General features: G+C 71.2%; 17 protein-coding genes. 6 read left to right on the top strand and 11 right to left on the bottom strand.

Annotated elements, in window-relative coordinates:
* Nucleotides 1–21: 21 nt before the first annotated feature.
* The 7 genes from HNR61_RS27870 to rarD all read right to left on the bottom strand — a co-directional run bounded on the left by HNR61_RS27870 (nt 22) and on the right by rarD (nt 5707).
* On the bottom strand, nt 22–627 hold the full coding sequence (locus HNR61_RS27870; RefSeq protein ID WP_182846163.1) for a GTP-binding protein: 606 nt from the start codon (nt 625–627) through the stop codon (nt 22–24).
* Nucleotides 608–1120, bottom strand: coding sequence for a DUF742 domain-containing protein (locus tag HNR61_RS27865; protein ID WP_182846162.1), 513 nt, complete (start codon nt 1118–1120; stop codon nt 608–610). The genes HNR61_RS27870 and HNR61_RS27865 overlap by 20 nt, the downstream gene beginning before the upstream one ends.
* Nucleotides 1117–1542, bottom strand: coding sequence for a roadblock/LC7 domain-containing protein (locus HNR61_RS27860; RefSeq protein ID WP_182846161.1), 426 nt, complete (start codon nt 1540–1542; stop codon nt 1117–1119). Before HNR61_RS27860 ends, HNR61_RS27865 begins: the two co-directional genes overlap by 4 nt.
* On the bottom strand, nt 1542–2009 hold the full coding sequence (locus HNR61_RS27855; RefSeq protein WP_182846160.1) for a hypothetical protein: 468 nt from the start codon (nt 2007–2009) through the stop codon (nt 1542–1544). Before HNR61_RS27855 ends, HNR61_RS27860 begins: the two co-directional genes overlap by 1 nt.
* Nucleotides 2010–2274: 265 nt before the next feature.
* Nucleotides 2275–3861: a prenyltransferase/squalene oxidase repeat-containing protein gene (locus tag HNR61_RS27850; RefSeq protein ID WP_182846159.1), complete on the bottom strand. Its 1587-nt coding sequence runs from the start codon at nt 3859–3861 to the stop codon at nt 2275–2277.
* 425 nt (nt 3862–4286) lie between these two features.
* The gene (locus HNR61_RS27845) at nt 4287–4694 is read right to left on the bottom strand and encodes a hypothetical protein (protein ID WP_182846158.1); all 408 of its coding nucleotides are present in this window, start codon (nt 4692–4694) and stop codon (nt 4287–4289) included.
* Nucleotides 4695–4804: 110 nt separating this feature from the next.
* Nucleotides 4805–5707 carry an EamA family transporter RarD gene (gene rarD / locus HNR61_RS27840; RefSeq protein ID WP_182846453.1) on the bottom strand — a complete coding sequence of 301 codons (903 nt, stop codon included), beginning with the start codon at nt 5705–5707 and terminating at the stop codon, nt 4805–4807.
* A gap of 81 nt (nt 5708–5788) precedes the next feature.
* On the opposite strand from rarD, the gene HNR61_RS27835 reads away from it, so the two are divergent.
* From HNR61_RS27835 to msrA, 3 genes are all read left to right on the top strand, one after another.
* A complete protein-coding gene (locus tag HNR61_RS27835) occupies nt 5789–6406 on the top strand; it encodes a class I SAM-dependent DNA methyltransferase (protein WP_182846157.1) in 618 nt (205 codons plus the stop codon).
* A 97-nt stretch (nt 6407–6503) separates the two neighbouring features.
* Nucleotides 6504–7559 carry a DUF2382 domain-containing protein gene (locus tag HNR61_RS27830; RefSeq protein WP_182846156.1) on the top strand — a complete coding sequence of 352 codons (1056 nt, stop codon included), beginning with the start codon at nt 6504–6506 and terminating at the stop codon, nt 7557–7559.
* Between the two features lie 77 nt (nt 7560–7636).
* A complete protein-coding gene (gene msrA, locus HNR61_RS27825; protein WP_182846155.1) occupies nt 7637–8293 on the top strand; it encodes a peptide-methionine (S)-S-oxide reductase MsrA in 657 nt (218 codons plus the stop codon).
* Between the two features lie 3 nt (nt 8294–8296).
* Here msrA and HNR61_RS27820 read toward each other — a convergent pair whose 3' ends face one another.
* On the bottom strand, nt 8297–8767 hold the full coding sequence (locus HNR61_RS27820; protein WP_182846154.1) for an NUDIX hydrolase: 471 nt from the start codon (nt 8765–8767) through the stop codon (nt 8297–8299).
* 4 nt (nt 8768–8771) lie between these two features.
* A complete protein-coding gene (locus tag HNR61_RS48295; RefSeq protein WP_246443866.1) occupies nt 8772–9014 on the bottom strand; it encodes a hypothetical protein in 243 nt (80 codons plus the stop codon).
* Between the two features lie 589 nt (nt 9015–9603).
* Here HNR61_RS48295 and HNR61_RS27810 point away from each other — a divergent pair.
* A complete protein-coding gene (locus tag HNR61_RS27810; protein ID WP_182846153.1) occupies nt 9604–9933 on the top strand; it encodes an antibiotic biosynthesis monooxygenase family protein in 330 nt (109 codons plus the stop codon).
* 242 nt (nt 9934–10175) lie between these two features.
* Here the strand turns inward: HNR61_RS27810 and HNR61_RS27805 are convergent, their stop codons facing one another.
* Nucleotides 10176–10400, bottom strand: a complete 225-nt coding sequence (locus tag HNR61_RS27805; protein ID WP_182846152.1) for a hypothetical protein — start codon at nt 10398–10400, stop codon at nt 10176–10178.
* Between the two features lie 765 nt (nt 10401–11165).
* On the opposite strand from HNR61_RS27805, the gene HNR61_RS27800 reads away from it, so the two are divergent.
* Together HNR61_RS27800 and HNR61_RS27795 are read left to right on the top strand one after the other, a co-directional pair.
* Entirely contained in the window at nt 11166–11609 is a 444-nt protein-coding gene (locus HNR61_RS27800; RefSeq protein ID WP_182846151.1) for a DUF6416 domain-containing protein, read from the top strand.
* Nucleotides 11610–11756: 147 nt separating this feature from the next.
* A complete protein-coding gene (locus HNR61_RS27795) occupies nt 11757–12095 on the top strand; it encodes a DUF6980 family protein (protein WP_067830539.1) in 339 nt (112 codons plus the stop codon).
* Here HNR61_RS27795 and HNR61_RS27790 read toward each other — a convergent pair.
* Nucleotides 12070–12942: an SDR family NAD(P)-dependent oxidoreductase gene (locus HNR61_RS27790; protein ID WP_182846150.1), complete on the bottom strand. Its 873-nt coding sequence runs from the start codon at nt 12940–12942 to the stop codon at nt 12070–12072. The two genes, HNR61_RS27795 and HNR61_RS27790, sit on opposite strands and share 26 nt — an antisense overlap.
* Nucleotides 12943–12960: the final 18 nt, after the last annotated feature.

Genomic DNA, 12960 nt, shown 5'->3' with positions numbered 1-12960 from the left:
CCGTCGTCGTGTCCGGGGCGGTCAGGCCTCCTGGGGCTCGGGCGCCAGGCCCCGCGTCTTCATGGCGTGCAGCACCATGGTGATGAGGATCTCCTTGCAGGACTCCAGGCTGCGGGCGTCGCAGAGCATCACCGGGACGTTCGGTCCCAGGTTCAGCGCCGCCTGGATCTCCGCCAGGTCGTACCGCCGCGCGCCCTCGAAGCAGTTGACCGCCACGACGAACGGCGTGCCGCGCCGCTCGAAGTAGTCGACCGACGGGAAGCAGTCGGCCAGGCGGCGGGTGTCGGCCAGCACGACCGCGCCCAGCGCGCCGAGCGCGACCTCGTCCCACATGAACCAGAACCGCTCCTGCCCGGGGGTGCCGAACAGGTACAGGATGTACTCGTCGCGGATGGTGATGCGGCCGAAGTCCATCGCGACCGTGGTGGTCGACTTGGCCTCGACCCCGGAGACGTCGTCCACGCCGACGCTCGCGTCGGTGAGGATCTCCTCGGTGCGCAGCGGCCGCGTCTCCGACACCGTGCCGACCATGGTGGTCTTGCCGACGCCGAAACCGCCCGCGATCACGATCTTGACCGCGGTGGGGATGCGCGGCCCGTCGGCCGGCCTAGAGCGCCCGAAGCCCATCGATCACCGCCTTGTAGAGCTGGAGGTCGTGCATGTCCGCCTCGGGTTCGGGTTCCTGGAGGGCGATGAGCCCGTGGTCGAGCAGGTCGCCCAGCAGCACCCGGACCGTGGCGACCGGCAGGTCGAGATGGCCGGTGATCTCGGCGACCGACAGGACCTGCTGGCACAGCCGCCAGATCGCCAGGTGCTCGGGGCCGAGGCCGACGGAGCTCTCCGGCTCCGGGCCGGTCGCGAGCACCAGCGTGATCAGGTCGAACTCGCCGCGGGTCGGCTCGATGCGGCCGCCGGTCATCACGTACGGGCGGAGCATCGGGCCGGCCGGCTCGTCCGGCGGCCCCTCCGGCTCGGGGGGCTCGAACGCGTTCGGCTCGTACGCGCGCTGCTCGAACGCGGGGAGGTCGGGGGCCGGGCGCTCCCGCCACTCCGGCGGGGTCTCGGGCCACCGCTCGCGGTCCGGCGGGGGGTAGGGTGTCGGATCCTCCGGCGGCATCATGAGACGGGCCGCTCCGTGTCCGCGATCTCGGCGCGCGTCGGGGTGGACAGGTGCTCGCCCATGCTGTTGACCAGCACCGCCATCTCGTAGGCGATCAGGCCCACATCGGCCTCCGCGTCGGCCAGCACCGCCAGGCACGCGCCCTTGCCGGCCACGGTGACCAGCAGGAACGCCGACCGCATCTCGACGATGGTCTGCCGGACCGGGCCGCCGCCGAACCGCGTCCCGGCGCCCTTGGCCAGGCTCTGGATGCCCGCGGCGACCGCCGCCAGGTGTTCGCCGTCGTCGGCGCTCATGCCGGCCGACGCGGCCATCAGCAGGCCGTCGGCCGACAGGACGACGGCGTTGTCGGCGTGCGGGACCCGGGCGACCAGGTCGTCCAGCAGCCAGCTCAGGTCCGCCGACGCGCCCGTCTTCTGCATCACTGATCGTCCTCGCCTTCCGGAGTGGTGGTGCCCTGGAACGGGCCGGAGTCCGCCGCGCGGCGGGCGGCGGACCGGCCGAGACGGGTGCCGCGTTGGTAGGAGCCCATGATCCGCCGCACCTCGGCGGGGGAGCGGGGCGGTTCGGCCTCGGGCTCGGGCCGCGCGGCGGTGAGCGGCTCGTCGGTGCGCAGCGCCGGCGCCAGGCCGGCCTGCGGCACCCGGACGGGCAGCCCGGAGGGGGTGGAGTCCTGGGGCACGGGTGACCGCGTCTCCTCGGCGTCGGGGTGCTCGACCCGGTGTGGCCCGGTTCCGCACGACCCGGTCCCGTGCCGCGCGACCCGGCGGGACGGCCCGCCGGGGGTGGTGGGCCGGACGGGGCCGGGGCGGTGCGCGCGCCGCGACGGGACCGCTCCCCCGCGCGGGGTCACCCGGGCCGCGGACGTCCACGGGACGCTCGCCGACACCGGCGGCACCGTGCCCTTCGCCCGCGGTCGGAAGTCGCGGAAACACATCGCTTTTCGCCCCAACGAATTGTCATGGTGTCGGCGCGCGGCGGGTGGAACCGGTTGCGAGACACGTGGCGGCGGGGTGGGGGCGCGGCGGCGATTCACCGCATTCGCGCACCGATGAACCTTACCAACGGGATCATTCCGTCTCAAGGCGAATGGTTACGCCACGTGTCCCGGTAATGCGCGTTTGTGAAAACGTCGCTTCCCTTCCGCCTCGCGTTCAGATGATTCTTCCTCCCAGCCGCAGCGCCCCCAGAACGGCGGCCCGCACGATCGCGAGAGGCCGGTAGAGGTCCTTGTCGTGCCACAGCGGCGGCCGGTCGGCGTCGATGTCGCTGGTGAGCGGGACCGCGCGCAGGAACGCCGTGCCGGACGCGACCGCCTTCCGCACCGCCCGCCGGGCCCCGGCGGGGACGCCGCGCGCGAGCGACAGCGTCTGCACGGCGTAGGCGGTCTCCTCGGCCGACCCGCCCCGGACGCCCCAGGACCCGTCGGCGTTACGGGTGTCCAGAATCCAGCGGACGGCGCGTTCGACCGCCGGGGCCGCCGCCGCGCCGCCGAACCCGTCGAGCGCGAGCGCGACGCAGAACGTCGCGTAGTACGGCGAGACGTGCCAGCGGTCCTGCCAGCGGCCGTCGTCCTCCTGCGCCGAGCACAGCCAGGAGGTGACCTTCGCGACCGTCGCCGCGTAGTGGGCGGCCGGTTCCCCGCCGCCGGTGCTGCGCAGGTAGTGGCCGAACGCCTCCAGCACGTGCGCGTTGGTCGTGACCGACCGGCCGTTCTCGCCGCGCCAGGTGAAGAAGTGCGTGTCGGTCTCGTAGTTCCACAGCAGGTCGGGCGGGTGCGGGGAGCCGAGCAGCGACAGCGTGTACAGCAGCCCCGAGGAGGAGTCGGCGTCGTGGGGCAGCCCCGGACCGCCGGGGGCGCCCGCCGGGCCGAGCGCCGCCCGCATCTCGGCGACCAGCGCGGCGGGCACCTCCACCGGGAACCCGGCGCGGACCAGCCAGCCCAATACCCAGCCGCGTTCGAAGTGGGTGATCGGGGCGGCGACGGGCACCGGGCCGCCGTACGGGCGGACGCACTCCTCCAGATAGCGCAGCGCGGCGGGATCGGGCGCGGCGGGGTCGAGCCAGGCGGCGGTCGCCGCCGGGGACGCCCCGACGCTCGCGGCGGCCGCGCCGGGGCCCGGCCCGCACGGCACCGGGCGCACCGCGAGCGCGCCGCGCGCCGCCGGACCGCCGATCTCCAGGGCGTGCAGCAGCTTGGCGGGCGGTTCCGCGCCGTGTCCCAGCAGGTCGGCCACGACGGGCAGCATCGCGCCGGTCATCCCCGGCGGCGGGGCCAGCGGCGCGGCGGCCGGCTCGGGGAGCGCGGCCAGATGCTCGTTGATCCGGGCGACCAGCATCGGGGTGATGTGCTCGATCGCGGGCATGTCGGGGATGCGCGCCAGGCGGGGCATCAGGTCGGCGAGCGCCCGCAGGCCGCGCGCGGCGCACCCGGTCAGGGCGGTGCGGGCCACGCCACCGGTGGCGCCGGCGCGCAGGACGTTCAGGACCGCCTCGACCGCGCTCAGCGACGGGGCCAGCGCGTAGCCGGGCGCGGGCGCGGGCCAGAGCCCGTCGGGGCCCTGGGTCTCCAGCAGGAACCGCAGCCGTTCGGCGTGCCCGGTCAGCCACGGGGCCAGCGACGTCAGCCGTCCGGTCTCGTACACCGACGGCGTCTCCTGGCCCCAGGGCAGGGTGACCAGCTCGTCGACCAGCGCGTTCGCGACGGCGTCGAGCGCCAGGTCCTCGGTGAGGACGGTCACAGCGGCCCCCGGCGCTCGACGGCCCGCGGGCCGGGCAGGCTCATGCGGCCCGTCCGCGTGGAGTGCGGCGCGCGGCGGGGGCGACGGTCTTGCGCGGAGGTGCCATGCCGACGTCAACAGTCATTCCTGGTGCCCTTTCGCGGGGTCTGGGCGTGTCGATCCGGCCGGCGGAGTCCGTCGGCTCTCTGTTCTATTTGTCCCTATTAGGGGTTGTCGGAGACGAGCGGCAGTGTGGCACGCTGAAAAAGCGCTATCAAGCGCGAGGTCACCGTGTATTTCACACTTCAACTGTGACAATCGTCACAGTCGGCAAATGTCTCGGCCCCTGAGATGCCTTACCGCCAGAAAATGATGGCGCAATTAATGCGAAACGTCCGCCCGGTGAACGGACGGACGTTCATGATCGTGAAAGTCGGGGGCGCAGGTCAGGGGGTGGGCGAGGCCGGCGGGCCGAGCGGGGACGGCAGCAGGCTCGGCCACGCTCCCTTCCCCACCACTCGGATCTTGCCGGTCGCCGTCCGGCCGCCGCAGTAGGCGGTGACCTTGTAGGTCCCGACGGTCAGCTTCCGCTTCAGGGTGGCGGTGCCCGCGCCCGCGTCGCCCTTGCCGCCCAGCGTCACGTCCGAGGTGAACGCCTTCGACCGCGCCCAGTGCCGCTTCGGGCCGACCGAGCAGTTCGGCACCCGCAGCTCCACCCGCTGTCCGGCCGCCGCGACGCTCGGGGTGACCGTGACGCGTCCGCCCGCGGCGGCCGTCGCCTCGCTCGCCACCGTCGAGGCCAGGCCCGTCGCGACGAGGGCCGCTCCCAACGCGGTGATGCTCAACAGGCGCAAGGGGGACTCCCGGGGTGAAGAGTGGCGGGGTGAGTGTGATGCTCGGCACTGTAACGGTTCGAAGTGCTTCACTCTAGAGATGTCGGGAAAACCCTGAAGGTTGCCTGAAACTAGGCGGAACTTCCCTCCGTGACCGGCAGGACGCGCTCCGGGGCCGTCCGGCGGGCCCGGTGGGAGGCGCGCAGCCCGTCCAGCGTCAGCATCGCCAGCGCGACCCACACCAGCCCGAACCCGATCCACCGGCTGGCCGGCATCGCCTCGTGCTGCACCAGCAGCCCGATCAGGAACTGCAGCACCGGCGCCAGGTACTGGAGCATCCCGATCACGCTGAGCGGGAGGCGCACCGCCGCCGCGTTGAACAGCATCAGCGGGATCGCCGTCACCACCCCGGCCCCGGCCAGCAGCACCGCGTGCCCGGCGCCCGAGTGCCCGAACGCCGCCTCGCCGCCGCCCTCCAGCATCAGCGCGAAACCGAGCGCGGGCACGAACAGCACGGCCGTCTCGACCGCCAGGCTCTCCGCCGACGGCATGTTCGCGAACTTCTTCAGCAGCCCGTAGACGCCGAACGAGAACGCCAGCACCAGCGCGATCCACGGCGGCCGTCCGTAGTCGACGGTCAGCACGCCCACCGCGACCGTGCCGAGCCCGACCGCCGCCCACTGCCAGGGGCGCAGCCGCTCCCGGAAGATCACCACGCCGAACAGCACGCTGATCAGCGGGTTGATGAAGTAGCCCAGCGAGCCCTCGATCGTGTGCCCGGAGTTGACCGCGTAGATGTAGGTGCCCCAGTTGACGGTGATGATCACCGCCGCGACCGTCAGCAGCGCCAGCCGCCGCGGGGTCAGCGCCCGGATCCACCGCCAGTTGCGCAGGAACGCCAGGATCGCCAGCACGGCGAGCAGCGACCACATGATCCGGTGCGCGAGGATCTCCACCGCCCCCGCCGGCTTCAGCAACGGCCAGTACAGGGGGAACAGGCCCCAGAGCACGTAGGCGGCAAAGCCGCATACCATCCCACGACGGTTCACCACGAACATCACGCTACCAGGACGTAATTACTCAAAGTGGGCCATGCTGCTGACCGGGGGACGAGGATGAGCGCGCGCGACAGCTACGACGAGGTGGCCGACGTCTACGCCGAACGGATGCTGGACGAGCTGGCGGGCAAACCGCTGGACCGCGCCCTGCTGGACCTGCTGGCCGACCGGGTGGGAGCCCTCGGCCCCATCGCCGACCTCGGCTGCGGCCCCGGCCAGGTGGCCCGCCACCTGCACGAGCGGGGCACGGCGACGCTGGGCGTGGACCTGTCGCCGCGCATGGTGGAGATCGCCGCCGCCGCCCATCCGGGGATCGGCTTCCATGTGGGGGACATGCGGGCGCTGCACGTTCCCGACCGGGCGTGGGGCGGGATCGCGGCGTTCTACTCGATCATCCATCTGTCCCCGGCGGAGGTGCCGGCGGCGTTCGCCGAGTTCCACCGCGTCCTGCGGCCGTCGGGCTCGCTGCTGCTGGGCTTCCACCTGGGCGACGAGGTCCGCCACCTGGACCGCTGGTGGGACCGCCCGGTCAACCTGGACTTCCAGTTCTATCCGCGCGCCGAGCTGGAGACCGCCCTGGAGGACGCGGGCTTCACCCTGGACGCCTACGTCGAACGTCCGCCCTATCCCGGCGAGGCCGAGACGACCCGCGCCTACCTGCTGGCCCACCGCTGACAAAATCCCCCAAAAATGACCTTGGACACTGCTTGCGTCCAACCAGCCACGGGTAGTGACCCCCTGAAATCGTGCGATTCCAGGGGGAGGAAACGCCATGACAACCCGCGAGCACCACCTTGTCGGCAGGCGCCTGGTCGGCAGCGACGGAGAGGAGCTCGGCACCGTGACCCGCGTGGTGCACGCCGAGAACTCCGAGGCCCCCGAGTGGCTGGTGATCCGCTACGGCCTGTTCGGGATGCGCGAGCGCCTCGTTCCCTATGCCGGGGCCCGCACCACCGAGGAGGAGATCTCCGTGCCGCTGGACCGGGAGATGGTGCGTTCCAGTCCCGACGTCGATCTGGAGCAGGGCCTGACCACCGCCGACGAGGAGGCCCTGGCCCGCCACTACCACCGGGGCCCGCACGGCACGCTGCCGGGATCGCCGCCCCCCGCGTCGTTCGAGAAGCACCGGATGACCGAGGCGAAGGCGACGGCGGACGGCACGCCCCCGCCGCAGGCCCGGCCCATGGCCACGGAACGCCCGGCGGCGACACCCCCGACGCCGAAGGCGGACAGGCCCGTCGCCGGCCAGCGCCAGTGGAAGACGGAGGAGACCCGCCCGTCCGCTACGAGCGACGACAGCACACCACGCCCCGAGAACGCCCGCACGGAGAACATGCGGGCCGAGAACATGCGGGCCGAGAACCGGGGGCAGGTCCGGCAGCCCGCCCCGGAGAAGCCGACGGCCGGGGAGCGCGACGGGAACGAGGTCGAACTGACCCGCTACGAGGAGCGGCTCAGCGTCGACAAGCGCGTCGAGGAGGCCGCCCGCGTCAAGATCCGGCGTGTCGTCGAGCGCCAGGAGCACGACCAGACGGTCGCGGTGCTGGCCGACGACTACGACATCGTCCGCCAGCCCATCGAGGGCGGCAAGGCCGAGCAGCACGCGATGGGCGAGGACGAGCAGGAGCTCATCCTGTACCGCGAACGGCTCGTCGTGACCAAGGTGGCCGTTCCGGTGGAGCGCGTCGTGCTGCGCCGCAAGAAGGCCGAGAAGCGGCAGACCGTCCGCGAGACCCTCGCCAAGGAGCGCATCGAGGTCGAGAAGGTCGACGTCCCGGTGCAGCCCGCCCAGGAGCGGGCCCGGGCCGGTGGACGGACCGCGCGGTGAACGAGGTTCCGGCCCCCGGCGTGCCCGCCGGGGGCCGCGCATGTGCCAACCGGGCGCGCGGCGCATAGCCTGCAAGTGTGTTCGGATTCGCGAAGACCGAGATGGTCTCACCCGACAAGGCGCTGCCCGGCCGTGACGAGCCCATGCCCGTCCCGCCCCGGCACGAGGTCCTCGGCGGCCCGCTGGCGCCGCCCTACCCCGACGGCGTCGAGGTCGCGGAGTTCGCGCTCGGCTGCTTCTGGGGCGCCGAGCGCAAGTTCTGGCAGACCCCCGGCGTCGTCTCCACCGCGGTGGGCTACGAGGGCGGGTACACCCCGAACCCCACCTACGAGGAGGTCTGCGGCGGCCTGACCGGTCACACCGAGACCGTCCGCGTCGTCTACGACCCGGTCGAGGTCTCCTACGAGACCCTGCTGCGCGTCTTCTGGGAGGCCCACGACCCCACCCAGGGCATGCGCCAGGGCAACGACGTCGGCACCCAGTACCGTTCGGCGATCTTCACCCACGACGAGGCCCAGCGAAAGCTGGCCGAGGCGTCCCGCGACGCCTACCAGAAGGTCCTGACCGCCGCCGGCCACGGCAAGATCACCACCCAGATCACCCCGGCGACGGACTTCTACTTCGCCGAGGACTACCACCAGCAGTACCTCTCAGACAATAAAAACCCGGGAGGCTACTGCGGCCTGGGCGGCACGGGCCTGTCCTGCCCGGTCGGCGTGGCCCCCGCCGAATAGAAGTCAACCAAGGTACGGGGAGTCCCGTCCTTCGAGGTAGTGAGCGATCCTGAGGCGCTGCGTGTGATGCATGGGCAGCGCCTCAAGCTCGTCTTCGGGCACCCACCGCACCTCTAGCGACTCGTCGCTGACCCGCAGCTCGCCACCCACCAACCGGGCGCGGAAGCAGACGTTGAACTGCCTCCGAACCTCACCGTCCGAGTAGGCGATGACATGGCGCGGGTCGGTGTAGGTCCCGATCAGTCCGGTGATCTCGACGTCGTACCCGGTCTCCTCCTTGACCTCGCGAACGGCCGTCCCCGGTAGGGAGTCGCTCATCTCCATCCCGCCGCCCGGCAGTGCCCAGAGCCCCGAGTCGGCGCGGCGCTGCATCAGGACGTCGCCGTTCTCGTTCGTGACCACTGCGGAGGCCGCGACGACGAGCGAGTTGGGCGTGGGCGCCTCCGGATCGTCGTAGTACTCGGTGCGGGCCATCTGATCACTCCTTGGTCGCCGGACGGGAGAGCGCCCACACTGCCTCGAAGCTCTCGGCGTATCCATCGAACACACCGCCCTCGGTCTCCTGCCTGAGATGCCAGAGCGGGGCGCCGTAAGCGTTCATCCCGAAGACGTGGGCGTTGACCAACATCTGATCATCGCCGCGATAGATCGAGTTGTAGAGCGTCGTCGCGTGGAGGTGCACCTCGATCCCCGGCGTTCCGATCAGCTGGGCATAGTGCATCAGGGCCACCCGGCATCGGCTCTCGATGCCGTGGCCGTAACTTCTCCTCTTCTCCTCGCTCGCTGACCGCAGCAGCGTCGGCGTCGCCCAGGAGGACGCGCACTCGGCATCCGGCGGCGGCCTTCACCTGCAAGAGGTCGTTGAAGTCGGGCCACTGCTCGTGCAGGAACACGGCTGCGTAGGCCAGGATCTCGATCCGCTCGTGAGCCTTCGTGAAGAGCGTTCGCCAGAGGTCGAACGGGGCGTCCGCACGAGTGTCGTGCAGCGCGATCAGCTCCGGGTGAAGCCCCCGTCTACGCCGTCCCTGCTCCAGCGATGGCCAGAGGTAAGCCATGTCCTCGCGTAGGGCACGGGCCGCCTTGTATGCCGTCGTTCGATGTGGCGTCCTGCCCGTGCTCACCCACCGCTCGGCGGTCTTGGGGTCCACTCCTACCGCCTCGGCGAACTGGGCGTAGTTGAGTCGCGCGTACGAGTGCGATGCGAGGTCGCTCGTTGGACGTGCTCGTGGACCAGGGCGGCCATGACCGGCCTGTGCGTCGGATGGGGATTTCAGTAGTATCGGCCGCTAACGGTCCTTACAGGAGTTCCCATGGCGCTGCTCGAACCTCCCTACATCGCCGTCTACATCACCTCGACACTCTCCGACGACCTGGACGGCTACGACGAGTTGAACGACCGGATGGTGAAGCTGTCCGAGGAGCAGCCCGGCTACCTGGGGCGCGAATCGCTGCCCGGCAAGGGGAACGAGGAACGCGTCGTCATCTACTGGGCCGACGAGGAGTCCCTCAAGGGGTGGCGGCTGCACCCCGAGCACCAGGTCGCGATGCGCGCCGGCCGCGAGCGTTACTACCTCTCGTACGACATCCGTGTCGCTCGGGTCGAACGCGAGTACGGATTCCGCGGCGCCGCGGCCGGTTGAGATCGGACATCCAGCGTCCCGGCCGGAGTCTCGCAGCTCGTGCGTGGATTCTTCGGGGCCGCTCAGGAACGTGAGGGTGGCTGAGCGGTCCTCGGGTGGGCCCGGCTGGACGGAGACCGTTCCCTCGGTGGCCTCGCCGCCGGGTTCGGGGCCGTACGCGCCGCCGCCGTCCAGGTCGTCGGTCGCCTCGACGGTCAGCCCGTGGTGGCCGTTCAGCACCCGCATCGTCGGCCCCTTCCCGATCAGCGGCCGACCTTGCAGGCCGGGTCGCGGCTGCTCACGATCACCCAGTAGAACGTGACCTTGTCGTTGGTCTTGATCGTGCGCTTCCCACCGCCCTTGGCCCGCTGGGAGTCGACCTTCGCGGCCGGGTGGTCCCGGCTGCCGGTGTACTTCTTGTTGCCGGGGGTGGTGAAGAACGCGCCGCCGCTCACCGGGACGCGGCCTGGGCGGGCCCGCAGTCGCACCGAGCAGCGTGGCGGTGTGGCGTTGAGCGATCACGGTTGCTTCCATCGTTCGTCGGGAGGTTCCGGGTCGGTTCAAGATCCGTAACGGCTCTGCCCGAAACCCGAGGACCATGGCGGCGAGGAGGTGTCAGGGGCCCGTCAATTTTCCGGGCGCCCCGGCGGCCCGGTCGTCGTAGTCTCCGCGAATAGACGAACAGGGTTGGTACGGAGTCCGCTGCGTCTTCCGCTGGCCGCGCGACGACGAGCAGCTTTACGAGGAGAACGTCACCGTCTGGCGGGCCGCCTCGTTCGATGGGGCCATCGCGAAGGCGGAGGTCGAGGCCCGCGAGTACGCGGCGACGTGTGACGGGCGGTACCTGGAGTTCGCCCAGGCGTACTTCATCGGCGAGGACGAGTCGATCGCCGAGGGCGCGGAGGTCTTCTCGTTGGTGCGCAGGAGCGGCCTCGCGGCCGACGACTACGTCACCAGGTACTTCGACACGGGTGGGGAACGCCAGCGGGACCTGACCGGGAACGGGGACGCCGGGGGTGAGATATCTCTTGGCCGGTAACGGCCACCACCGGCTGAGCCTTCCGCGACCTCTCCGTCCAGGGAGTGAGGAGACGCTTTCCTCTTGATTGCATGCGGAGACGCGGCTGGCCGGGCTGTGTCGGATCGCAGCGAGAGGTCAAGCCGTGGAGATATCTCCACGGCTCCTATGGCTATCTCTAGGCACTCTTGGGCATCTCATTAGAGGTACAGGGGTAGCTCAGGAGGAGTTCGGAATGTTGGACGTCACCGTGAAGGTGCCCGAGGAACGGCTGGCGGAGTTCTATGCCATGTACGCGCGTTGGCTGGCGGGGCCGGAGGTCCGGGAGGAGACCGGAGGTTCAGGCGGTCGGGAGCTGGCCGAGTGGACCGCCGCGGACGTGGAGCTCGCCGAAGAGGTCTGGGAGAAGTTCAGTGGAACGGCCAAGACCCTGTTCTCGGTCCTGATCGATGAACCGGAGCGCAGGTTCACCGGGGATGAGCTGGCGCGGATGCTGCACATCGAGAAGGGGCGGCACGGCATCGCCGGCGTGCTGGGGTGGCCGGGGCGGCACTGTGCCGCCGTCGGCCGCCATTACTGCTGGTGCTGGGAGTACGGGGATGAGGGGGCGCCCGTCATGTACTGGATGACCGATGAGGTCGCCGGCCTGTTCGGGCGGGTGCGCGACCGGAACGGGTGATCCTGGCCGATCCGGCGGTTCGCGGATGACGGTACGGACAAATGTCGATCCTTACGGCGTGTGCCGATGATCTCCGGGATACGCTCCCGAAACGATGGTGAGCGGGCCACGGCGCCCGGCCGAGCCGATCGGAGGAGGGGAGTGGGCATGACGGAGGACTCGGTGCGGTTCTGCTGCGAGCTCATGGCCGAGCAGGTGGAACACGAGTGCGAGCATCACCCCGACCGGTTCACCTGTCCGGACGCGCTGGTCTACTACAGCGCCAAGTTCGACGAGTACGGCCTGATCATCCATGACGGGTCGAGCTCGGTGAGCCGGATCCGCTTCTGCCCGTGGTGCGGCGCGAAGCTGCCGCCGTCCCAGCGCGCCGCCTGGTTCGCCGCCCTGGAGAGCCGCGGCATCGACCTGTGGAAGGACGAGGTCCCGCCCGAGTTCGAGACCGACGCCTGGCGCAGGTCGGTCATACCGTCGAACGGCAACCGCTGAGCCGCTCGCACAGCGCCCAGACGGCGTCGCGGGCGCGTTCGTCCAGGACGCTCTCCGGCCAGGAGCGCGGGCGGCGGTCCTGGCCGAAGTAGGTCCCGGTCGTGTCGGCCACCTCGGGGGAGGCGGCCAGATGGACGCTGGACCGGGCGGGCCTGGCCAGGTCGCCGAACAGGACCGGGGCCAGCAGCTTCACCAGGGGCGCGACGGGCCGGTAGGCGTAGGGGAACGCGCGGACGGTCACCGCCCGGTTCATCGGGGTGTGGCCGTGGCCGGGGTAGACGACGTTCACGCGGACGCCGTGCGGGCGCAGGCGTTCGGCGAGGCGGTGGCTCATCGCCATCAGGGCCGTCTTGGTGTGGTTGTACTGGCTGAACGTCCAGCCCAGGAAGCGCCGCTCGGCCTGGAGGTTGGCCGGGTCGATCGGGCCGCCGGGGATGCCGCCGGTGACGTTGACGACGCGGGCGCCGGGCGGCATGCGGTCCAGCAGCAGGTGCGTGAGGGCGAACGGGGCCAGGACGTGGGCGGCGAACATCCGCTCCACGCCGTCGGCGGTGGTCTCGCGCCGCGCCGTCATGGCGCCGACGTTGTTGACCAGGACGTCGATCGGGCCGGTCGGGCGGGCGGCGAGGGCGTGCAGGCCGGCGAGTGAGGTCACGTCGGCGGTGAACGCCTCGATCCGCGGGTTCCCGGTGTCGTCGGCGAGTTCGGCGGCGGCGGAGCGGGCCCGCCCGGGGTCGCGGCCGACGATGAGCACGCGCGCGCCGAGCCGGGCCAGGCCGCGCGCGGTCTCCTTGCCGATGCCCCCCGTGCCGCCGGTGACGAGCATCGTCCGGTTGCTGAGATCCATGCCCCGAACGTGTCACTC

Source organism: Actinomadura kijaniata, from assembly GCF_014138665.1.
Lineage (GTDB): Bacteria > Actinomycetota > Actinomycetes > Streptosporangiales > Streptosporangiaceae > Spirillospora > Spirillospora kijaniata.
This window is presented reverse-complemented; position numbering and strand designations above follow the sequence as displayed.